General features: G+C 59.9%; 20 protein-coding genes and 2 pseudogenes. 5 read left to right on the top strand and 17 right to left on the bottom strand.

Annotated features, from left to right (window positions below; genetic code table 11):
- Nucleotides 1-27: 27 nt before the first annotated feature.
- On the bottom strand, nt 28-1,380 hold the full coding sequence (locus CF161_RS00620; protein ID WP_020294592.1) for a sodium:proton antiporter: 1,353 nt from the start codon (nt 1,378-1,380) through the stop codon (nt 28-30).
- Nucleotides 1,381-1,634: 254 nt separating this feature from the next.
- Here CF161_RS00620 and CF161_RS00615 point away from each other — a divergent pair, with 254 nt between their 5' ends.
- Nucleotides 1,635-1,859, top strand: a complete 225-nt coding sequence (locus CF161_RS00615) for a PLDc N-terminal domain-containing protein (protein ID WP_020294591.1) — start codon at nt 1,635-1,637, stop codon at nt 1,857-1,859.
- A 34-nt stretch (nt 1,860-1,893) separates the two neighbouring features.
- On the top strand, nt 1,894-2,430 hold the full coding sequence (locus CF161_RS00610) for a hypothetical protein (protein WP_043228280.1): 537 nt from the start codon (nt 1,894-1,896) through the stop codon (nt 2,428-2,430).
- 59 nt (nt 2,431-2,489) lie between these two features.
- On the opposite strand, the gene CF161_RS00605 is transcribed toward CF161_RS00610, so the two are convergent.
- The 8 genes from CF161_RS00605 to CF161_RS00570 all read right to left on the bottom strand — a co-directional run bounded on the left by CF161_RS00605 (nt 2,490) and on the right by CF161_RS00570 (nt 10,865).
- Nucleotides 2,490-3,308: an ABC transporter permease gene (locus CF161_RS00605; RefSeq protein ID WP_020294589.1), complete on the bottom strand. Its 819-nt coding sequence runs from the start codon at nt 3,306-3,308 to the stop codon at nt 2,490-2,492.
- A gap of 10 nt (nt 3,309-3,318) precedes the next feature.
- Nucleotides 3,319-4,566, bottom strand: a complete 1,248-nt coding sequence (locus tag CF161_RS00600) for an ABC transporter permease (RefSeq protein ID WP_020294588.1) — start codon at nt 4,564-4,566, stop codon at nt 3,319-3,321.
- Between the two features lie 81 nt (nt 4,567-4,647).
- On the bottom strand, nt 4,648-5,676 hold the full coding sequence (locus CF161_RS00595; RefSeq protein ID WP_020294587.1) for an ABC transporter substrate-binding protein: 1,029 nt from the start codon (nt 5,674-5,676) through the stop codon (nt 4,648-4,650).
- A 42-nt stretch (nt 5,677-5,718) separates the two neighbouring features.
- Nucleotides 5,719-6,834 (bottom strand): ABC transporter ATP-binding protein, encoded by a 1,116-nt coding sequence (locus tag CF161_RS00590; protein WP_084471582.1) that lies wholly within the window; start codon nt 6,832-6,834, stop codon nt 5,719-5,721.
- Nucleotides 6,835-7,049: 215 nt separating this feature from the next.
- The gene (locus CF161_RS00585) at nt 7,050-8,315 is read right to left on the bottom strand and encodes an aspartate aminotransferase family protein (protein ID WP_020294585.1); all 1,266 of its coding nucleotides are present in this window, start codon (nt 8,313-8,315) and stop codon (nt 7,050-7,052) included.
- Nucleotides 8,312-9,361 (bottom strand): phosphotransferase, encoded by a 1,050-nt coding sequence (locus CF161_RS00580; RefSeq protein WP_256206277.1) that lies wholly within the window; start codon nt 9,359-9,361, stop codon nt 8,312-8,314. The genes CF161_RS00585 and CF161_RS00580 overlap by 4 nt, the downstream gene beginning before the upstream one ends.
- Before the next feature lie 7 nt (nt 9,362-9,368).
- Nucleotides 9,369-10,103: an SDR family NAD(P)-dependent oxidoreductase gene (locus CF161_RS00575; protein WP_020294583.1), complete on the bottom strand. Its 735-nt coding sequence runs from the start codon at nt 10,101-10,103 to the stop codon at nt 9,369-9,371.
- Nucleotides 10,104-10,187: 84 nt separating this feature from the next.
- The gene (locus tag CF161_RS00570; protein WP_020294582.1) at nt 10,188-10,865 is read right to left on the bottom strand and encodes a GntR family transcriptional regulator; all 678 of its coding nucleotides are present in this window, start codon (nt 10,863-10,865) and stop codon (nt 10,188-10,190) included.
- Nucleotides 10,866-11,161: 296 nt separating this feature from the next.
- Between CF161_RS00570 and CF161_RS00565 the strand changes: the two genes are divergently transcribed.
- Both CF161_RS00565 and CF161_RS00560 read left to right on the top strand, forming a co-directional pair.
- Nucleotides 11,162-11,770 (top strand): dTMP kinase, encoded by a 609-nt coding sequence (locus CF161_RS00565; RefSeq protein WP_020294581.1) that lies wholly within the window; start codon nt 11,162-11,164, stop codon nt 11,768-11,770.
- A gap of 299 nt (nt 11,771-12,069) precedes the next feature.
- On the top strand, nt 12,070-12,570 hold the full coding sequence (locus tag CF161_RS00560) for a DUF4019 domain-containing protein (protein WP_020294580.1): 501 nt from the start codon (nt 12,070-12,072) through the stop codon (nt 12,568-12,570).
- Between the two features lie 143 nt (nt 12,571-12,713).
- Here the strand turns inward: CF161_RS00560 and CF161_RS00555 are convergent, their stop codons facing one another.
- From CF161_RS00555 to CF161_RS00540, 4 genes are read right to left on the bottom strand one after another with little or no spacing between them, the layout of a single operon-like run.
- Nucleotides 12,714-13,724, bottom strand: coding sequence for an ABC transporter substrate-binding protein (locus tag CF161_RS00555; protein WP_020294579.1), 1,011 nt, complete (start codon nt 13,722-13,724; stop codon nt 12,714-12,716).
- A gap of 43 nt (nt 13,725-13,767) precedes the next feature.
- Nucleotides 13,768-14,634, bottom strand: coding sequence for an ABC transporter permease (locus CF161_RS00550; protein ID WP_020294578.1), 867 nt, complete (start codon nt 14,632-14,634; stop codon nt 13,768-13,770).
- Nucleotides 14,635-14,685: 51 nt separating this feature from the next.
- Entirely contained in the window at nt 14,686-15,567 is an 882-nt protein-coding gene (locus tag CF161_RS00545) for an ABC transporter ATP-binding protein (protein ID WP_020294577.1), read from the bottom strand.
- Between the two features lie 15 nt (nt 15,568-15,582).
- A complete protein-coding gene (locus tag CF161_RS00540) occupies nt 15,583-16,476 on the bottom strand; it encodes a TauD/TfdA family dioxygenase (RefSeq protein WP_020294576.1) in 894 nt (297 codons plus the stop codon).
- A 626-nt stretch (nt 16,477-17,102) separates the two neighbouring features.
- Between CF161_RS00540 and CF161_RS00535 the strand changes: the two genes are divergently transcribed.
- Nucleotides 17,103-18,245, top strand: a complete 1,143-nt coding sequence (locus CF161_RS00535) for a polysaccharide lyase family 1 protein (RefSeq protein ID WP_020294575.1) — start codon at nt 17,103-17,105, stop codon at nt 18,243-18,245.
- A gap of 71 nt (nt 18,246-18,316) precedes the next feature.
- Here the strand turns inward: CF161_RS00535 and CF161_RS32685 are convergent.
- The 4 genes and pseudogenes from CF161_RS32685 to CF161_RS00520 form a co-directional block, all read right to left on the bottom strand.
- Nucleotides 18,317-18,445, bottom strand: a pseudogene (locus CF161_RS32685) (type II secretion system protein GspF); the annotation flags it as partial.
- A pseudogene (locus CF161_RS33560) lies at nt 18,434-18,673 on the bottom strand (hypothetical protein); the annotation flags it as partial. The pseudogenes CF161_RS33560 and CF161_RS32685, both read right to left, overlap by 12 nt.
- A 187-nt stretch (nt 18,674-18,860) precedes the next feature.
- On the bottom strand, nt 18,861-20,078 hold the full coding sequence (locus tag CF161_RS00525; protein WP_020294573.1) for a substrate-binding domain-containing protein: 1,218 nt from the start codon (nt 20,076-20,078) through the stop codon (nt 18,861-18,863).
- Between the two features lie 406 nt (nt 20,079-20,484).
- Nucleotides 20,485-20,692 (bottom strand): type II secretion system F family protein (locus CF161_RS00520; protein ID WP_043228273.1); only part of this gene is annotated, 208 nt, incomplete at its 5' end.

The raw sequence follows: 20,692 nt of genomic DNA, 5'->3' as shown, positions 1-20,692 counted from the left end.
ACAGCAATCAAGCCGTGAAATTCTTTGTTACATTTGTCGGGAGGCCGCTTTTTTATAACGCTCATAACCCGCCAGTAGCGGTTGAGTACTGAGACCGTGCAGCAGAATGCTCAATGCCACAATCGACAGCGTCAGGTCGGTGCACAGCGCAGCCGTTACCGGAGGTACGCCGTGGTTGAGGGCATAGAACAGATAGTAAAGGCTACCGATGCCACGGATCCCGAACCAGCCGATCAGCCAGCGTTGGCGGCCGGACAGCAAGCTGCCCCAGGGAATCAGCAGCACGCTCAGGGGGCGGATCAACACAAATAACCCGGCCCCAATCGGCAGTGCACGCCAATCCCAATGGGCGATCAGCACCACCCCCAGCAACGTGACCATAAACACTTCCATGGCCCGCTCGACCAGACCGCCGAACGCCAGCATGTCGCCCATCATGATTCCGGCAGCCACTTGGGTGCCTTCCAGGCGTTCGGTGTCGCCATGCAGGGCTTTGTGCGGTTCTACATCCTGATGGCCCAGCAGGGGTTGCACCAGATGTTCGGCCGGAACCTGAGGGTCGGCCGCCGAATTGACCTCGGCCTGACGCAACCCGAGGCCAGCGGCGAAAACGGATAAGAAGCCATAGCCGTGCAGGCTTTCGGCGGCCACATAGGCCAGGGCAATCAGGGCGAGAGTCAGGTAGTCATTGGGCGAAACGGTGCTGTCATCATGCCGGGTCCGCAGCAACAAGGTGATGCGCCCCAGGCCGCGCCCCATCCAGTAGCCGATCAGCAACCCCGCCGGAACCGCCCACAGCACATCCCGCCAAAGCCAGTCGGACAAGGCGCCATTGCCACCATCGGCTTTCACCAGCACCAGCCCGAGGATGACAAACGCAAAGGCCACGCCGTCGTTGAGTCCCGCCTCGCCGGAGAGTCCAAATCGCACCGGATCGTAGTCCTGGGCGTTATTGACCTGCACCATCGACGCCAGAACCGGGTCGGTGGGCGCCAGCACCGCGCCAATCAGCAGGGATGCGCCCCACGACATTTGAATCAGATAATGCAAGACCAGCGCCACGCCGATAATGCTCAGCAGCATCACCGGTCCGGCCAGGCCATAGGCCACACGCCAGAGTTTATGGCCAAGGGGCAGGCGCAACTTCAAGCCGCAGACGAACAGGGAAAACAGCACCGCCACTTCGCTCAGGTGCTCCATCCAGGGCGCTGCGTGTTTCAGGTCCAGTTGCAACAGCCCCAGACCCGCAGGGCCGATGGCAACCCCCAGGACCAGGCACACCGCCGAGGTCGTGACCGGCATCCAGCGCAGATAGGAGGAGGTCAGCGCGAGCACCAACAGGACTGCGCCCAGCACCGCCATCCAGACAATGAAGCTCATAGGTATCTCTCGTTCCCGGCACTCGGTCGGTGATCCCGTGCAGACCTGCACAGGCATTCGAGGACGCAATGCGCAATCAGGTTCAACCGGATTTTCTCTGGCATCGGCTGCAAGCCGACTCGGCCCCGGCCAGTGCTCGGGGCGGGACGATGCAGAGCCGGATGACTGCACGCCGATGGCTCTAGGGCGCGATAAATTTAATGAACCCTCGCTGGCCACCCCGACCTAAGCCTTTATGAATCGGGAGGTAAATCATGCAAATACAACACTATGTCTGGATCGCCCTGGCCGTAATCCTGTTGCTGGTGGAGCTGTGGGCCATCAGGAGTGTGCTGCGCAGTACCAAGCCCTGGGACAGCAAGGGCGTGTGGGTGGTGGTCATCGTCTTTGTGCCCTTGCTCGGGCTGCTGGCATGGCTGGTCGCCGGACCAAAAGGCAGTGCTCGGACCCTGTCCGAACCTGAGCATCAACAACGCTGAGGATGGTGCCCAGCGACAGACAAGGTGAACGGCTTTGCCCAGAATACTGACGTCCCACATGGAAGAAACCGAGCTCACCGAGCACAACGCCAAGATGTTCGGTTCGCCCAAGGAACGCCTGGATTTCTACCGTCGGGAGATCCAGTACGAAACCAGCATCCTGGCCAACCGCACCGATGCTTATCTATCAGCGCAGTCGTTCCTGGTGATTGCCTTTGCATCCTGCATGGCCAACCTCAACCCGGAATGGGGCAAATTGTTCACCCTGGCGGTGCCACCTTTCCTGGCGCTGCTGGGGGTACTCAGCTCCCTCAATGCCTGGCCGGGGATCAAGGCCGCCTACGAGATCATCGACCATTGGCACTTCAAGCAAAGCGAACTGCTGCGCAGTGAGCCGTTGATGGGGCTGGCGTATGACGAGTCGCCGTTGTTCTGCGAGAGCGAGTCCAGCCACAAGGGCTATCGCAAATCCTTGCTGTTCTCGGTTCGCACGCCGTGGATCTTCGCCCCATTCTGGATGATGCTCGGCTCCTGGGCGGTGTACATCCAGCTGACCAACCCGGGTTCCTGAATCGTCCTTGCGCCTGCGCGTTGATTAGCCCGTGCCTGGCAAGTTGTCGGCGATAACCTTTACAAGGTGCCGCGAATACGTTCATTCCGGCGGCGCAGCGCTTCCATGGCCAGCAGTAGCAGTAACGCGCCGAGCACCATCATGGTCGCCGCGGCGGCGATGGTCGGATTGAGGTTCTCCTTGATCCCCGCAAACATTTGCATCGGCAGCGTGCGTTGCGTAGGGCTGGCGAGAAACAGCGTCACGACGACCTCGTCGAATGAGGTGGCGAAGGCGAACAGCGCGCCGCTCAATACGCCTGGTGCGATCAGTGGCAGGGTCACACGCTTGAAGCCATACCAGGGGGTGGCGCCGAGGCTGGCGGCAGCCCGTGTAAAGTTGCGGTCGTAACCTTGAAGTGTCGCGTTGACGGTGATCACCACAAAGGGCACCCCCAGCACGGCATGGGCGATGACCAGGCCTGGATAGGTGTTGAGCAGGCCCCAACTGGCGAAAAAGAAGTACAGCCCGACAGCGACTATCACCACAGGCGCCACCATGGGCGAAATCATGATCGCCATGATCAGCGCTTTCCCGCGAAACTCACCCCGCGACAGTCCAACCGCCGCCAAGGTGCCCAGTACCGTGGCGAGCAAGGTTGCGGCGGGGGCGATTTTCAGGCTGTTGAGCAGGGCCGGCATCCAGTCGCTGGAGTTGAAAAATTCGCGGTACCAGCGCAACGACAGGCCACTCAACGGGTAACTCAGAAAGGAGCCCTCGTTGAATGACAGCGGGACAATGACCAGGATCGGAATGATCAGGAACATCAACAGGGCAAGGCTGTAGAGGCTCAAAAACGGGCGCAGCACACGGATCTCAAGCGGTTCGACATGCTTCATTGCAACCTCCTCATGCAGCTCGGTTGGCAGGGCGCGAGATCCTCGCGTAGACCCAATACAGCAACAGCACGATGATCAGCAGTTGGCTGCCCAGCGCCGTCGCCATGCCCCAATTGATGGTGGTGTTGGTGTAATACGCCACGAAGTAACTCAGCATCTGGTCCCCCGGGCCGCCCAGGAGTGCGGGGGTGATGTAGTAACCGATGGCCATGATGAACACCAGCAACGCTCCGGCCGTTACCCCGGCATAGGTCTGCGGCAGGTAGACCCGGCGAAATGCAGTAAAGGGGTGGGCACCCAGGGAAATCGCCGCGCGCTCGTAACGGGAGTCGATGCCTTTCATGACGGCATACAGCGGCAGGATCAGAAACGGCAGCAAAATATGGGTCATGGAAATCAGCACGCCCGCGCGGTTGAATACCAGCTGCAGCGGTTGCTCGAGAATGCCCAGGTCGATCAGCGTGTTATTGATCAAACCGCCCGATTGCAGCAGGACGATCCAGCTTGCCGTGCGCACGATCAGCGAGGTCCAGAACGGCAGCAGCACCAATATCAGCAGCAGATTGGCCCGTCGCGCCGGTTGCCGCGAGAGCCAGTAGGCCAGCGGATAACCCAGCAGCACACAGAGCGCGGTGACCAGCCCGGCGATCGTCAGCGAGCGCTTGAGTACGTCCAGGTACAGCGCTTTGTCGGGGGCCACGGCCTGGATCTGGCCGGCGTCCAGTTTCAGGTCGAAGGCCGCCAACCAGTAGAAGCTGGTATAGGGTTGGCCGAGCTGCCTGAGGGTTGACCAGGTCTTGATGTCGCCCAGTGCCGGCACGCCTTGTATCAGGCGGTCACGGACATTGGCGCCGTCGGCCGGCATGCGCCCGAGAACAGCCGTCGACAGGCCGCGCAAGGCGGTGCTTTCGTAACCCAGTCGACGGTTGAGCGCGAACAGCTGGCCGTTGCTGCGCGCACTGCGCAAATCCTCACCCAGGGCACTGAACACGGATTCAGCCGGCAGTGTCTTGCCGTCCCAACCCTTCAATAAAACCAGAGTCTTTGGCAGGGCGTTGGCGACTTCCGGGTTTTCCACACTCTTGGTCAGCAGTGAGCCTATCGGGGTTAAAAAGCCGACCACCAACAATGCCAGCAGGGGCAGGATAAGCAGCATCGAGCGGCGGGTGTAAGCACGTTTGGCGGCCTGTAATTGCCTCTGCAAGCGTTGCGTCTGAACCACTGACGGCGCCGATTGAAGGGCTAGCGCTTCGGACATGGGAGTTCTCCTATCGTCAACATTGCCCGGATGCACCGGCGACGAGCGCCGGCACGATCCGGGCAGCTGTGGGGCAGTTGATCAGCGAGCGGCCCAGGCATTGAAACGCTGTTCCAGTTCCTCACCGTGATCGATCCAGAAGTTGGTGTTCACGGGCAGGGCGTTTTCCAGGTTGGCTGGCGCCGTCGGCAGTTGCTCGCGGGTCTTGGCGTCGATCAGCGCCAGGGTGTCCTTGTTGGTCGGGCCGTAGGGGATGTTTTGCGCGAACACCTTCTGGTGCTGCGCTTCGTTGGCAAAGGCAATGAATTGTTCCCCCAGCACCTTGTTCGGTGAGCCTTTGACGATGGCCCAGCTGTCGATGTCATACAGGCTGTGGTTCCAGACCATCTTGAAATCGTGGCCTTCACCCTGGGCGGCGGACACGCGGCCGTTGTAGGCAGACGTCATCACCACATCGCCCGAGACCAGCCACTGCAGGGGTTGGGCCCCGGCTTCCCACCACTGGATATCGGACTTGATCAGGTCGAGTTTCTTGAAGGCGCGGTCGACGCCTTCCGGTGTGCTCAGTACCTGATACAGCTCGGCAGGTTTTACCCCATCAGCCAGCAGGGCGATTTCCAGGGTGAACTTGGCGCTTTTTCGCAGGCCACGCTTGCCGGGGTAGGTCTTGGTGTCCCAGAACGCTTCCCAGCCTTTGGGGGCCGTTTTGAGCTTGGCGCTGTTGTACGTCAGGTTGGTCGACCAGAGGAAAATTCCGGCACCGCATTCGCTGACGGCGCCGCTGACGAATTTGCTTGCGTCGCCCAGTTTGCTCCAGTCCAGAGGTTCGAACAGGCCCTCGGCGCAGCCGCGGATCAGATCCGGGCTTTCGACCTCCACCACATCCCAACTCACTTGTCCGGTTTCCACCATGGCCCGGATCTTGGCCATTTCACCGTTGTACTCCCCGGCTTGGACCGCCCCTTTGCCCGCGGCGCTGAAGGGTTGGTAGAACGCCTTGTCCTGGGCGTCCTTGTTCAGGCCGCCGAAGGACACAACGGTCAATGGTTGGGCATTTACCTGGCCGCCGAAAGCAGCCAGAACAGTCAGTGCAGCAAGACGCTTGAGCATGGCAAATATCCTGATGTCATCAACAAAAAGGGAGGAGGGGGGTCAAGCAGGCATTGCATCGAGCGCCGAGGCGTCGGCGCTATGCCAACAGACGGGAAGGCTGTGACCTTCACGCCAGTAGGGTTGCATCTGGGCGATGGGCACCTTGACGTTGAAGTCGCTGTTTCCCGCGACATTCAGGCGGATGCGCACGTGGTCCCCCAGATAGATGCATTCCTCGATACACCCGGCGAGGCGACTGTCATAACGGGCGTCGCCATCCAGAGTCACTCGTTCGGAGCGAATGGACAGCGAGGCACGGCAGCCCGTGGCCAGGCCCGGTGTCGTCCGTGCGTAAAGCTGCTCGCCCTGTTCAAGTTGCACCTGGCATTGATCAGCGTTGAACGCAGCCAAGACCCCCGGCAGGACATTGGTATCGCCCATGAAAGTGGCCACGAAGGTGTTGGCCGGACGTTCGTAGAGCGCTTGCGGGGTGTCGACTTGCTGGATGACGCCGTCGTTGAAAATCGCAATGCGGTCGGACAGGGTCAGCGCCTCGGCCTGGTCATGGGTGACGAACACCACCGTCAGCCCAAGCTCGCGGTGCAAGCGGCGAATTTCCAGCTGCATCTGTTCACGCAATTGCTTATCCAGCGCGCCCAGCGGCTCGTCCATCAATACCAGCTTGGGTTCGAAGATCAGCGCCCGGGCGAGGGCGATCCGCTGCTGTTGCCCGCCTGACAGTTGCGCGGGGTAGCGATTGGCCAGATCCCCCAGGCGTACCATCTCCAGGGCTTGCTTGACCCGAGGCTCTATCTCGTGGCGCTTGATGCCGCGCACTTGCAGCGGAAATGCCATGTTTTCGGCCACGCTCATGTGCGGGAACAGGGCGTAGTTCTGGAACACCATCCCTATGCCGCGCCGATGGGCCGGAACACTTTCAATGGCCTGTCCTTCGAGAAATATCTGGCCTTGAGTCGGCGTCTCGAAACCGGCCAGCATCATGAGGCTGGTGGTCTTTCCCGAGCCGGAAGGACCGAGGAGGGTGAGGAACTCGCCCTGAGCAACGTCCAGGTCTAATCGCTTAACCACGGTCTTGAGACCGTCGTAACTTTTCTCCACCCCTTTGAAGCGGACGAAGGCGCTTGCACTGTTACCTGTCATCTCAAACCCTCCCATTGCGTTTCACGGTTAAAACATGATGCATCATGTTTTTTAATAAAGCAGATTCTGTGCCACCTGATCCAGCCGGCCTGATTTCAAGGGTTTTATGTGGGACGGGGCCGGTCTGCGCACCATCGGGGTGCCTGGACCTGGCAATTGCCGGTTTATTGCCCCGGACCAGGAGCGCGGATGCCAGGGCGGGCCGGGTCTATCTCGGCGATACGCGGCGTTCAGCGCAGCTCGTTCAGGGTTTCGTCCAGGCGCTCCAGCAGCAGGTCCGCGTGCTCGCGGGCAAATACCAGGGGCGGGCGAATCTTGAGGGTATTGGCCTTTTGCCCCGTCGAGCTGATCAACACCTGACGGCGGCGCATACCGTTGACCACGGCCGCGGCGGCAATCGTTGCCGGTGCCTGGGTCGCACGGTCGGTCACCAGTTCGACGCCAATAAACAGCCCCTCGCCGCGTATATCGCCAATGATTTCGTGGCGCTCGGCCAGTTGGCGCAGCCCGGCCTTGAGGTAATCGCCGACGTTCCGGGCATTGGCTTGCAAGTCTTCTTCACGCAGCACCCGCAGCACTGCATGCGCGGCCTTGCAGGACACCGGGTTGCCGCCGTAGGTATTGAAGTAACGCTGCTGGCGGCCGAATTGATCGAAAAGCGCAGAGCGCCCCACCACCGCGGCAACCGGATGGCCGTTGCCCATGGGCTTGCCCAGGGTGACCAGATCCGGAATTACCCCATCGCGGGCAAAGCCCCAGCGCTGCCCGCCTGTACGGCCAAACCCGGGCTGGACTTCATCGGCGATATACAGCCCGCCAGCGTCACGCACGCATTGCGCCGCAGCCGCCAGTTCGCCGTTGGCCGGGCTGAACACCCCGTCACTGGAAAAAATACTGTCCACCAGCAGCGCTGCAGGCTTGATGCCTTGAGCCTGCATATCCTGCACAGCCGCGTGCACGCTGCCGACGAAATCGGCGGTGCGGCGATAGGAGTCCGGAGCATCGACCAGGCGCACATGGCTCGCGGTGGGCAGGCCGGTGGCCAGCGAGGGCGAGACTTCAGCCAAGGCACTGGTCACCCCATGGTAGGCCCAGCGAGTCACAATGATGCCCGTTCCACCGCTGTGACAGCGCGCGATGCGCAGTGCCAGGTCGTTAGCCTCGCTGCCGGTGCAGGTCAGGGTCATGTTGTCGAGCTGAGGAGGGAACTCGCTGAGCAGGTCTTCGGCGTAATCCACGATCGACGGATGCAGATAGCGGGTGTGGGTATTGAGTTGGGCACTTTGCTCGGCGATCGCCGCGACCACGGCAGGGTGGCAGTGTCCGATGGAGGCCACATTGTTGTAGGCATCGAGGAAGGCGGTGTTGTCCTTGTCGTACAGCCACACACCTTCACCGCGCACCGGGGCGAAGGGTTCCTCGTAGAACAATCGATAGCTGGCCCCCAGCGCACGTTGACGACGGGCAAGCAGCTCAGCAGCGTTGGACGAACTCATGAAGCCTCCGGTGTGCAGGCGTTGATCAGGCTTTGGGTCAGCAGCCCTTCGGGCATTGCGCTCAGGCATTGCAGGTTGCGCCAGGTTGAGCGCAGGTTGCGCAGGACATAGACGCGGTTTTCTGGATAAAGGCTGGCGCGCCACTGGGCAATGGTGATGGCCATGGCCATGCGCATAGCGATCAGTTCGCCCAGGACTTCCAGTTCTGCTGGCTGCAGTGGGATCCGCCCGTGGTAGGCGGCGGCGAAGGCCTTGATTTGCCAAAGCGGATCCGCGGCGTCGGCATCGAACTGGTAGGACAGTGCTGTTCCCAACTCGTTGATCAGCGGTGCGTGGAGCGCATCTCCGAAGTCAATGATGGCGGAGACCCGGGTGCCGGTTTCGCAGTCGAGCATGACGTTGTGCGGATTCAGGTCGTTATGGATTACCTGCGCCCGCAGCTTCGCCAGGCATGGCTTTGCATGGGTTTCGTAGCGATTGAGCAAGCGGGAAACCAACGGCAACTGATCGGCGGCCAGGTAGTCCAGATACGGCCTGACGCGTTCGGCGTGCCCGACATCCCAGAGCAGGTCGCGGTGGGCGGCGGGGTGGTGGAAGTCCCTGAGGGCCAGGTTAACCTCGGCCAGGGACGTGCCGAGCTCATGCATCAGCGCGGCGCTGGGCTTGCCAAGATTCTGCGAGATTCCGTCCAGGTAACTGACAGTGCGCAGTGTCAGTCGCTGGTCATTGACCTGCACTGTCGGCTCAACCTCACCGTGGCGCGAGGATAGAACGCGTGGGACCGGCAGATGGGCGCCGTGCTGCTCGATGTGCAGCAAGGCCTGGGTCTGAAAGCTGATGACGTTGGGGTCTTCCGCGGGATTGATGAACTTCAGGACAAAGGCACCGCGCGGGGTATCAATGAGGAAGTTGGTATCGCGCTCACCGTTCAGCAGTTTCAGCCGGCCCTTGAGGCCGTACACCCGATTGGCAATATCCAGCGCCTCGGCAGCCTCCACGGCCGGTGCTTGTGTGGTCATCAGGTCGTTGCACAGCGCCTTGTCCATGACCGCTTCAGACATGCTGGCCACCATTGACGTGAATTTCCGCACCGTTCACGTAGGAAGCGCCGCTGGTGCAGAGAAAATAGATCAGCGAGGCCACTTCCTCGGGCTTGCCCAAACGATTCATCGGCACCAGCCGCTGGACGATATCCGCGGTGCCCGGAGACAGGATTGCGGTATCGATTTCGCCAGGAGCAATTGCATTGACCCGCACCCCGTGCGGGCCGAAGTCGAAGGCCATTTCGCGGGTCAGGGCCGAGAGGGCGGCCTTGGAAGTGGCGTAGGCCACGCCGGCGAACGGATGCACCTTGGAACCGGCGATGGAGGTGACATTGATAATGCTGCCCTGGGCGGCTTTCAGTTCATCGAACAAGCCGCGCGCCAGAAGCGCGGTGGAGAACAGATTGACGTTGAACACCTTGAGCCACGTGGCGTAATCGGTTTCCAGTACGCCGAGTCGACCGCCGTCCGGGCCTTTTGGCGATACGCCGGCGTTATCCACCAAGGCATCCAGGCGTCCGCCCAGCTTGTCCTTGATGATCGCCAAGCTGGCACTGACGCTGTCGATATCCTCCAGATCCAGATGGATGTGGTTGAGCAAACCTTCCGCCCACGGGCATTCGGCAACCCAGTCCTGGCGGGAGGCGGTGAACACTTCCCAGCCGGCCGCGTTGAAGTGCTTGACCGTCGCATGGCCAATACCGCGACTGGCACCGGTCAAAAGAAGCTTTTTTTTCTCGCTCATGGGCGCACCTGACTCAATTGATGTTTGATGCATCATCTTTTTAGGTGCGACTGCTGTCAATAGCCGTTCGCGGGAAAACCGCCTCTAGGAGACCGCTTCCTGGCTGACCGCTATGAATTCCAACATTTTTTGATTGCCGTCGAGGATATCGGTCTGGATCGCGTGCTTGGCTGCCGCAGCGTCCTGATTGCGCAGGGCATTGAGTATCTCGACATGGTGCTCGATGGCCATGGTCAGGGAAAAGTGCGCGTAAGCTTGAGCGATCAATGGGCCGGCACGCATCCACAGGCTATCCAGGTAACTGCGCAGCAGCGGCATGCGGGCTGCCTCCGCGATCAGGAAGTGAAACTCACTGTTAAGACGCAGGGCCTCGGGAAGGTCATGGTTATTGATGGCCTCAAGGTTGCGCTGGATGTTGGCGTCAATGCGCGCCAGGTCACTGGAGGTTGCAAGCCGTGCGGCTGTTTCGGCGCCCAGGCCTTCGAGGTTCAGCCGCAGCGTGCGGATCTCGAGATAAGCGCCACTGTCGAGCACCGGAACCCGGATGTCCTTGGGGGTTTTGAGCACCAGCGCTTTCTCTTTTGCCAATTGCAAAATGGCGTCGCGAACGGGCGTGACACTGGTCCCCAGCTGACTGGCCAGCTCCCGGATGCGCAATCGATCGTCCGGTTTCAGCCCGCCCGTAATCAGTGCGTTGCGCAGCTGGGAATAAACGTTGCTGCCCAGGTAGGTGTGCGTGATGGCGTCGAGGGGGTAAGACATGGATCACCGAGTGAGATGGAGCTGTTGGCCAATGACTATACAACATGATGCATTAGGGGCTTGGCGAAATTGGCGGCAGCAAGCGTTCAGCCGCAGGGCAGGGGGCTGAACCCGCAGGGCAGTTGCTAGCGAATAAATCAAATGAGCGCATCGCGGATTAATGAGACTCTGGCAACCCCATGACCGATGCAACGGATGATGTTTCGCAATACCGAATCCAGACAACCCAGAGAGTATTGAAATTCTCCCCAAAAACGCAGACGGAGCAGTCCATTGAATCAAGCGTTGTGTGAAGCATGAGTCGCCCGCTGTTTATTTCTCTGGATGGCCCCAAGGGAACCGGCAAAACCACACTGTTGGAGGCCGTTACGAAAGTACTGAGGGCAGACAACAAAAAGGTGATCCGACTTTGCGAGAAAAAAAGCGATCCTTATAGAGGGGAAACGATGACCCTCGTTAATAAGCTCGTCAGAAATCCCTCCCGGGAATTGGAGCTGGAGGTTTGTGAACGCTTGGCTGATAGCCGCACCTGGATCTCCCTGAACGTACTGACTAAACAGCCATCCGATAGCATCATCCTGATTGATCGCTGGTATCCGTCTGACGCTGCGTTTCGCCGGCTAGTCCCGTTCGCAGAAATTCTACAGTTGAACATTGACCGAAACGTACGAGTACCAGACCTGCATATCGGGGTGGTCACCGCGCCTGATATTTCATGGGCCAGAGCAGCAGCACGCCAGCGTGGGCTAAACAGCACGGTGCTCCATAGACTGGAAGAACATGTCGCCTGCACCCAGGCATTCGAGCAAGCGATTGCAGATCACGGCTGGGTTTTATGCCGGAACGAAGGAACGATCGAAACCGCAACGATGCAGGTGATTTCCGAGATTTATAAAGTCCTATGATCCGGGGGGCGTGTTAAGTGGCCAAACGAATCGAGCGTTGGTTGCTGGAGAGTAGGACGATAGGAAAGTGGGCGAGAGGGAAACTGAAAGAACCTCCTATGTACAGCCATCCTCCCAGATATACGATTTAACATAATATACATTATGCGTAATGTCGGATCCTTATATGTACCCTGGCTTGCTCAGCCTGCGAGCCTGCAATCGGCTGTTTGCCCCCGATCATTGGCAATCCACTTGAGGCTCATCTTTAATCGATTCATCTCACGTCATGACCACCACACCCGCCCCGAGGGTTTTGCATGAAGCCATTCATTGCTGCGCTTCTTAGTTTGGTGCTGCTCAGCGGCTGTGATGTCAGCATCAACAAGCCGGCGCCCAAGGTCATTGCATCCGATGCCGGCACTGAGCAACAACAGCGCCGTGTGTATGAAGCTGCGGTCGAGTTTCTGCAGTTGCTCGATAACGGTAAAACTTCCGAGACCTGGTCGACAGTCAGCCCAGCGCTCAAGGCAACAACCCATGAGGTGGTATGGACCGGCACACTCAAGGCGCTGCGTCTGGGGCTTGGATCGTTCAAGGAGCGAACGCCTTCCGGGATAGGCTTTACCGATCAGATGCCTGATGCACCGGCCGGAAATTATGCGGTCATTGAGTTCAATTCGACGTTTGCAGCGAGCACCGTTACAGAGAAAGTATTGTTCCGTGACGATGACAAACGCTGGTTGGTCGTGGGTTACTTCGTCAACAAGTCGGTGATTTTCGATAAAACCGGCCAACACGATGGGCATTCAGCCCGCTAGACGCCCTGTTCTTCCGCTCTACAACCACAATAAAAATTATAACTAAACTAAATAATCATTTAGTTTAGTTATAAAGATACTTATATATCTGAGCCTGTAATACGGCCTTCCCGCCTGCGACTTGATGCGCCCTCTTCCTTCTCTCAGCTCCCAGCGCCGGCATGGGCTTCTTCGAAGAAGTAGTCCTTCCAGCTTTGCGCCTTGTTTTTCAGCACGCCGAGCTCCTGCAGTTTTTCGGCGTAGATAAAGGTGCGCTGCGGCACCACGGTGAAATCGATTTCCGGGTCGGCGACGATTTTCTCGACCAGCGTCAGGGGCAACTTGGATTGCTCGACACGGATGTAGGTCTTGGCCGCCGCCGGTTTGTCGGCCTTGATGATCTGCTCGGCTTCGGCCAGAGCGGCATAAAAGGCCTTATAGGTTTTCGGGTTCTGGTCGTGGAATTTTTCCGTGGTGTACAGCACGTTGAACGTCCCTGGGCCCCCTAGTACGTCGTAGGAACTGAGCACTTTGTGCACGCCCGGTTTCTCCAGTTCCTGATATTGAAACGGCGGGCTGGAGAAGTGTGAGTTGATTTCCGAACCACCGGCAATCAAGGCCGCTGTGGCATCGGGATGGGCCAGGCTGACGGAGATGTTGTCGAACTTCTTGAAATTGTCGTTACCGAACTGCTTGGCGGTTTCGATCTGCAGCGTGCGCGACTGGAAGCCCACGCCTGCCGCCGGCACCGCGATACGGTCCTTGTCGCTGAAGTCCTTGAGGCTCTTGACCTCGGGGTTGTTGGTCAGCAGGTAGTTGGGCATGGAACCCAGCGAGGCGATTGCCTTGACGTTCTGTTTGCCCCGGGTGCGGTCCCAGAGGGTCAGCATCGGCGGTACCCCGGCCGATACCACGTCCAGCGCGCCGGCCAGCAAGGCTTCGTTCATTGCCGTGGCGCCGGAGATGCTGTTCCAGTCGACCTTGATCTCCAGGCCCTGCTCCTTGCCATGTTTCTCGATCAGTTGCTGGTCACGCACCACATCCAGGATCAGGTAACCGATACCGAACTGCTGGGCGATGCTGATCTTGCCCTCGGCCTGGACACCGCTGCTGAGCAAGGCGCCCAGGGTGGCGGCCAACAATGTCAGGGTGTTGCGTTTGCACGTGATGGCCATGATTAACCTCGTGGTTATTGAACAATGGGCGGGGTTGGCGCTGTCAGCGCTGCATGCCCCAACGCTTTACAGTCAGGCGCTCGACATTGGCGAACAGCAGGTTCTCCACCAGCAGCCCGATCAGAATCACCGCGGCCAGCCCGGCGAACACCTTGTCGGTGTACAGCTCGTTACGGTTCTGGAAGATGTACCAACCCAGCCCGCCCTTGCCCGACGATGCGCCAAACACCAGCTCGGCAGCGATCAGGGTGCGCCAGGCGAAGGCCCAGCCGATTTTCAGGCCAGAAAGAATCGACGGCAGCGCTGCCGGAATCAGGATGTACCAGACCAGGCGCAGGCCCTTGAGCCCGTAGTTGCGTCCGGCCATGCGCTGGGTTTCCGACACCCCGCGAAAGCCGGCATAGGTATTGAGCGCCTGCGGCCACAGCACCGAGTGCACCAGAACAAAAATCAGGCTGTTCTGCCCCAGGCCAAACCACAGCAGTGACAGCGGCAGCAAGGCAATGGCCGGCAGCGGGTTGAACATCGCGGTCAGGGTATCCAGCAGGTCGCGTCCCAACTGGGTCGACACCGCAAGGGTGGTCAGGGCAAATGCGAGCACGATGCCGATCACGTAGCCCTGGAGCAGCACGGTCAAAGAGATCCAGACCTTGCCCGGCAATTCGCCGCTGAGCATGCCGTCGTAAAATGCGGCGGCGGTCTGCAGGAAGCTGGGCAGCAACAAGTCGTTGTCCTGCACCCGGGCAGCCACTTCCCAGAGCACCGCCAGGACAATCAGGATCAGGCTCTTGCGCACCCAGCCCAGTTGCCAGATACGCAGTGGCCAAGGGATATCGCGGGTCAGGTCGTGCTGGGTAAATGGCTCCAGCGCAACTTCGTATTCTTCACGCACAGGACGGACAAGGCTCATGCTGGGATTCTCTTGAGATCGGTAGCGCGTTGCGCCGCGCAGGGCAAGGCTTCAGTACGCAATGCGCAAGTCCTGGAAGTTCAGCTCGGACACCGGCGCACTGCCCTCCTCCTCGTTGAACAACAACCGGTGAATACGCTGTGCGGTGTTCTGGAAACCCACGCCGCCCAGGCTCTGCAAGTCATATTCGTGGCTGTTGATCTCGGCCCGTACCCGTCCGGGGTGCGGTGAAAGCAGAAGAATCCGGTTCCCCACCACCAGTGCCTCTTCTATCGAGTGGGTGACGAACATCAAGGTGAATTGCACCTCGTCCCACAGTTGCAGCAGTTCCTCCTGCATCTTGCGTCGGGTCAGGGCATCGAGGGCGGCAAAGGGCTCATCCATCAGCAGAATCTTGGGCTGCATGGCCAGCGCACGGGCGATGGCGACCCGGGCTTTCATGCCGCCTGACAGGGTGTGCGGGTAGGCATCGGCGAATGCACTGAGGCCGACTTTGGCCAGGTAGTCATGGGCCCGTTCGCTGGCCTCCTTGCGCTTCAGGGTGCGAGACGCCAGTAACGGAAACATCACGTTTTGGATCACGGTCTTCCACGGTGGCAGTTGGTCGAACTCCTGGAACACCACAATCCGATCCGGCCCGGGTTGGGTCACTTCGGTGCCGGCCAGGCGAATCTGCCCTTCGCTGGGCGTGATAAACCCGGCCACGGCCTTGAGCAGCGTCGACTTGCCACAACCTGAGGGGCCGAGCAGCACGAAACGGTCGCCCGGGTCTATTTCAAAACTGACTTGGTGGGTGGCACGCACCACGCGTTTGGCGGTGCGGTATTCGAGGCTGACGTTTTGCACCTGCAGCAGCGGTTCGGCTACTGCTGGATCAAGGTGCCGGGTGACCGGGCTTTTGCTGGCCGTGTGGCCTTGCAGAACAGCGTTCATGGAAAAGCTCCCAGGTCAGAACGGCGCATCACCCTGGATGGTGGTGCGAAACAGTTTGCGGCGCAGTTGTGCCGGGCATCCGGCAGCCAGGTGGATCAGCGAGCGGTTGTCCCAGAACACCAGGTCATGGGCTTGCCACTGATGCCGGTAGACATGCTCGGCCCGCACGCTATGGGCATAGAGTTCGGCCAGCAACTGGCGGCTCTCATCGGCCGGCAGCCCGACGATATGGGTGGTAAAGCCCTCACTGACAAACAGCGCCTTGCGTCCCGTTTCCGGATGCACGCGCACGATCGGATGGCTGACCTCCACCACCTGGGCCAGTTGCTCGGGGGTCAGGGTGGGACGCCAACTCGCGGCGTTATGCCCCTCGCTGTAGCGCGCGGTGTAACTGTGCACCGCTGAACGGCCCTCGACCGCCTCGCGCAGGTGTTGCGGCAAGGTGTCCCAGGCCAGGTGCATATCGGCAAACAGCGTATCGCCGCCTTCGCTGGGCAATTCCTGGGCATGCAGCATCGAGCCCAGGCTTGGCAGCTCCTTATAGGAAAGGTCCGAATGCCAGTACTTGCCGGCGTCCCCCAGGCCGATCGGCTGGCCGTCTTCGACGATGTTGGAAACGATCAGGATTTCCGGGTGGTTGTGCAGCAGGAACTGCTTGAGCACATGAATCTGCAACACCCCGAAACGGCGGCTGAAATCGATTTGCTGCTGCGGCGTGATGCGCTGATCGCGAAACACCACCACGTGATGGTCCAGGTGAGCCTGGTGCACGCGGGCGAAGTCGCGCTCGTTGAGCGGCAAAGACAGATCCAGCCCCAGGATCTCGGCGCCGACCCGTCCGGAGAATGGGCGTACTTCAAACGATTGGGCGGCAATGGCAGAGGGTGAAACGAGGGAGGCTGCTGGCATGAGAACTCCGACTCCGTAAGCGGCGGCTGACTGAATGGGAGGACTTTAGAGGTATAAGAAACTTAATTTAAATACCTTTATTGCATATCAATAGAGCGCGAATGAGTAGTCATCGGATTACTTGCGGTTGTATGCCCAGTCATTCTTAACCCTCGAATCTCCAGGCGGGTTACCCACTGCCCTGCCCTTGCTTGAATGCGCGCAGGAATGTCAGCTGCCGGAAAATACGCAGAATCCCAAGCTGCCAGGCCATAGGGGCAACCTGTCCTCCATATCGGTCATTGTTTCGCAATGACTGGTACTAGAGCCTTCAAGCGGCATTTTTAATATGCTTTTCCCGGTGATCGCGGCTATCTCCAGCAACATGGCAGATCTTTGCGTATCGCTCCCGCTCGATAGCTGACCATACGGTCATAAATGCCATTTTCCGTAAGGAAAACCCGACTTTCGGGACAACAAAAAATATCACTCGATTGAGTGGAATTGCGTTGTTGTACGACGTCCCACGTGATTATGATGCGTCCGCGGACGTAAAATTCGCGACAGAGTGACTAGGACGTCCGCTCGATCGACAGGCAGTGCCACTGCCTTTCACCGACTCAAGTTAATCAAGGATCTGATTACTCATGACAAAACCTTCGACTTTCACGGCGTGCAAACTGGCCAGCGCCATGCTCGGGTCACTGCTCTTCGCAAGCCTGCCCGCACATGCCGCTGACATCTGGCTGGACGTCGCCACGACGGGTTGGGCCACGCAGAACGGTGGCACCAAAGGCGGCTCCAGAGCCGCAGCGAACAACATCTATACCGTTAAAAATGCCGCGGAGCTCAAGGCTGCATTGAGCGCTACTGCCGGAAGCAACGGGCGCATCATCAAGATCACCGGGCTTATCGATATCAGCGAAGGCAAGGCCTACACCTCCACCGCCGATATGAAGAAGCGCGGTCGCCTGGACATTCCCGGACAGACCACCATCGTCGGTACCAGCAGTTCGGCAGAGATCCGTGAAGGGTTCTTCTACGCCAAGGCCAACGACGTGATCATCCGCAACCTCACCATCGAAAACCCGTGGGATCCGGAGCCGATCTGGGATGCCAACGATGGCAGCGCCGGCAACTGGAACTCGGAGTACGACGGCCTGACCATCGAAGGCGCCAATAACGTGTGGGTCGACCATGTCACCTTCACCGATGGCCGCCGTACCGACGACCAGAACGGCACCGCCAATGGCCGTCCGAAACAGCATCACGACGGCGCACTGGACGTGAAGAACGGTGCCAACTACGTGACCATTTCGTACTCGGTGTTCAAGTCCCACGAGAAGAACAACCTGATCGGTTCCAGCGACAGCCGCACCACCGATGATGGCAAGCTCAAGGTGACGATCCACAACACCCTGTTCGAGAACATTTCGGCCCGTGCGCCACGCGTACGCTTCGGCCAGGTGCACCTGTACAACAACTACCACGTAGGCAGCACCAGCCACAGCGTGTACCCGTTCTCCTACGCCCATGGCGTGGGCAAGAACTCGAAGATCTTCTCGGAGAGAAATGCCTTCGAAATCAGCGGCATCAGCGGTTGCGACAAAATTGCCGGCGATTACGGCGGCAGTGTCTACCGCGACACCGGTTCGACCCTCAACGGCAGCGCACTGAGCTGCTCCTGGAGCTCCAGCATCGGCTGGACCCCGCCTTACAGCTACAGCCCGTTGGCCGCTGACAAAGTGGCCGCCGACGTCAAGGCCAAGGCCGGTGCGGGTAAAATCTGATCTGAACGCCTGACCTGCTAAAGAAAAGCCCTCGGAGACGAGGGCTTTTTCATGGGCGCGGCTGACCTGGCTCAGGTCACCAACTGGTTGATCTCGATGATCGGCAGCAGGATCGCCATGACGATCACCAGCACCACCGCGCCCATGACCACGATCATCAGCGGCTCCAGCAACGCGGTCATGCCCATGGCCCGACGCTGGGACAACGGCGGCGGCATGCCCGGCACCTGGCCCCCGGTGCGCGCCGCCGTGGCCGCCTGGGACGCGCCCTTGGCGGCAAACCAACCGGAACTGAACGCCGTGGCGCCATGGGCACTGCCGGCCATCAGCAGCAAGGCGATGGCATGGGCCAGGGGCTTGAGCCGCAGGATCGCCTGGCCATCGTGGCCTTGGGCTTGGGGTTTGACCGGTGGTTTGCAGCGAACCATTACGACTCATCCTTTGTTATGACGCCCACGGGAGCACGACGCTTCAGGCAATAGGCCGTTGGCACGGGCTGCGACCGAACGCTTGTCATGGAAAATTCATCTTTGAGGCCTCAGGGCGCCCCAAGCAAAAAATCAGCAACGGCCTGGGCCGTTGCTGATCGGGTATTTCGCGACAGTGAAGCGAGGGTTACAGCGGACGACCGATGCCGTTGCAGATGTTGCTTTTGCCGATGCTCTGATCGCTGCTGGCGGTCAGGAAGCTGCTGCGTACAGCGGCTTTCCAGGCAGTTGGCAGCGGTACGAAACGGTTGGCGGTGATGGCGGCGTCGTTGTTGGTGGCCGCTGCGGCACCGTAGTGGCGAGTGAAGAAATCACGCACCTGGTTGCTTTGATCCTGGTTGAAGTAGCACTGGCTGAAGATCAGGTTGGTGAAGCCCAGGATCGGGTAGCCGGTGGTTGGGTAGAGCTTGAGGCTCGGGTCGGTTGGGTTGAGGTCGATCTGAGCCTGGGAAGTGAAGACCGGAACCCAGGCGTTCGGGTTGGCACGATCAGTCGTGGCCGGTACGGCTACGGCGTTGATTGCGGCCGAGACGTTGGCCGGTGCAGGCGACAGGCCGACGATGTTTTTCGCCACGTCTTTGCCGACGCGGGCCACTTTGGTGGCGTCGTCCAGACCGGCCAGGGTGGTGGCGGCGAAATCCGGGCTCATGTAAGTGATACGACCCTCAGCAACGGTGGTGTCGTTCAGCGCAGTCATCACGCCCTGGCTACCGGCAGCGGCCACAGCACCGGCTGGCAGGCCGCCCGAGTAACTGTTGGCGAAGGTCGTGGTGACGGCAAAGGTGCCGGTTTCAGCGCACTTGGCGTTGAGGAAGCGGGTGAACAGTTCAGTGGTGCCGCTGCTCTCGCTGCGGTAAACCACAGTGATCGGGCCGGTACGACCGGAGCCGGTGATCTGATCCCACAGGTTCACACGACCAGAGAACACACCGCACAGTTCGTTGACGCTCAGGTCAACGGCGTTGGCGCCGCTTTTGCGGAAAGGAATGGCAACCGAAGTGGCCACCGAAGGCACCTGGATCAACGGACCCCAGGCAGTGTTGTGAGCCGTCACGTAGCCGCTCAGTTCAGCCGCGGAGAGTTTGGAATCGCTACCCGCCCAGTGCACGTTCTTGCCAGTGGTGCCGGCCACGAACTTGGTGTAGTCGTTGTTCAGGAAGGCCGCTTTGCCGTTGCCGCTGCCAACGCCGATGTAGGGCGCGAAACCGGCGGTCAGGACGCCCGCAGTCTGGTACAGCGGTTGTGGCAGGGTTGCACCGCCACCATTGATGTCTGCCAGGGCAGCCTGGGCCGAGCACAGGGCCGCGAGGGTCAGGGATGCTGCGAGAACGTTGCGCTTAAACATGAAGAAGCTCCTTTCATCGTGTTCGTACGTGGGGTAGATGGCTCTTGCATGACGCCATGGCGCTCCGGTCCGCAGCCGTGATCCAGAGGGCTTGAGGGGTGAGGCCATGGGTAGAGAAGTTCGCAGCTTCCGGTGACAGATAAAGGAAAAAACCTCGGGAGGAACTGCGGGTTTTTACCCCGAATTCTCGGGTGTTCAGCATGGTTTTGCCGGGGCACGCCGGGCCGCTGAGCGCGAGAGTTCAGCGGGCCTCGGCGGGAGCCGGCAGCGCGGTTGAAGCCGGGCCCGGCACATGACAGAACAACGAACCCGAGAACCCGCCTGCCCGGAGTCGGGAGCGCAGGCACTGCAGTGAAAATTTTTTGGGCCTGAGCCCATGCCGCTGATAAAAAACGGCCGACCTGGCTCAGGTCACCAGCTGGTTGATCTCGATAATCGGCAGCAGGATCGCCATGACAATCACCAGCACCACGGCGCCCATGATCACGATCATCAGCGGCTCCAGCAGCGCGGTCATGCCCATGGCCCGGCGTTCGATATCCCGCGACAGGGTCTGCGCCGCGCGTTCCAGCATCGGCGGCAAGGCGCCGGTCTTTTCTCCGCTGGCGATCAGG

The organism is Pseudomonas sp. CF161 (genome assembly GCF_000416215.1).
Taxonomy (GTDB): domain Bacteria; phylum Pseudomonadota; class Gammaproteobacteria; order Pseudomonadales; family Pseudomonadaceae; genus Aquipseudomonas.
Note: the sequence above shows the minus strand (reverse complement) of the source record. Positions and strands in the feature narration are given on the sequence as shown.

Bases quoted from the DNA above. Each gene is read 5' to 3' on its own strand.
- CF161_RS00525 (WP_020294573.1), bottom strand. From the start codon at position 20,078: ATGTTTAAGCGCAACGTTCTCGCAGCATCCCTGACCCTCGCGGCCCTG.
- CF161_RS00540 (WP_020294576.1), bottom strand. From the start codon at position 16,476: ATGCCAGCAGCCTCCCTCGTTTCACCCTCTGCCATTGCCGCCCAATCG.
- CF161_RS00615 (WP_020294591.1), top strand. From the start codon at position 1,635: ATGCAAATACAACACTATGTCTGGATCGCCCTGGCCGTAATCCTGTTG.
- CF161_RS00555 (WP_020294579.1), bottom strand. From the start codon at position 13,724: ATGGCCATCACGTGCAAACGCAACACCCTGACATTGTTGGCCGCCACC.
- CF161_RS00580 (WP_256206277.1), bottom strand. From the start codon at position 9,361: ATGGACAAGGCGCTGTGCAACGACCTGATGACCACACAAGCACCGGCC.
- CF161_RS00545 (WP_020294577.1), bottom strand. From the start codon at position 15,567: ATGAACGCTGTTCTGCAAGGCCACACGGCCAGCAAAAGCCCGGTCACC.
- CF161_RS00590 (WP_084471582.1), bottom strand. From the start codon at position 6,834: ATGGGAGGGTTTGAGATGACAGGTAACAGTGCAAGCGCCTTCGTCCGC.
- CF161_RS00560 (WP_020294580.1), top strand. From the start codon at position 12,070: ATGAAGCCATTCATTGCTGCGCTTCTTAGTTTGGTGCTGCTCAGCGGC.
- CF161_RS00565 (WP_020294581.1), top strand. From the start codon at position 11,162: ATGAGTCGCCCGCTGTTTATTTCTCTGGATGGCCCCAAGGGAACCGGC.
- CF161_RS00535 (WP_020294575.1), top strand. From the start codon at position 17,103: ATGACAAAACCTTCGACTTTCACGGCGTGCAAACTGGCCAGCGCCATG.
- CF161_RS00575 (WP_020294583.1), bottom strand. From the start codon at position 10,103: ATGAGCGAGAAAAAAAAGCTTCTTTTGACCGGTGCCAGTCGCGGTATT.
- CF161_RS00600 (WP_020294588.1), bottom strand. From the start codon at position 4,566: ATGTCCGAAGCGCTAGCCCTTCAATCGGCGCCGTCAGTGGTTCAGACG.
- CF161_RS00620 (WP_020294592.1), bottom strand. From the start codon at position 1,380: ATGAGCTTCATTGTCTGGATGGCGGTGCTGGGCGCAGTCCTGTTGGTG.
- CF161_RS00595 (WP_020294587.1), bottom strand. From the start codon at position 5,676: ATGCTCAAGCGTCTTGCTGCACTGACTGTTCTGGCTGCTTTCGGCGGC.
- CF161_RS00550 (WP_020294578.1), bottom strand. From the start codon at position 14,634: ATGAGCCTTGTCCGTCCTGTGCGTGAAGAATACGAAGTTGCGCTGGAG.
- CF161_RS00585 (WP_020294585.1), bottom strand. From the start codon at position 8,315: ATGAGTTCGTCCAACGCTGCTGAGCTGCTTGCCCGTCGTCAACGTGCG.
- CF161_RS00605 (WP_020294589.1), bottom strand. From the start codon at position 3,308: ATGAAGCATGTCGAACCGCTTGAGATCCGTGTGCTGCGCCCGTTTTTG.
- CF161_RS00570 (WP_020294582.1), bottom strand. From the start codon at position 10,865: ATGTCTTACCCCCTCGACGCCATCACGCACACCTACCTGGGCAGCAAC.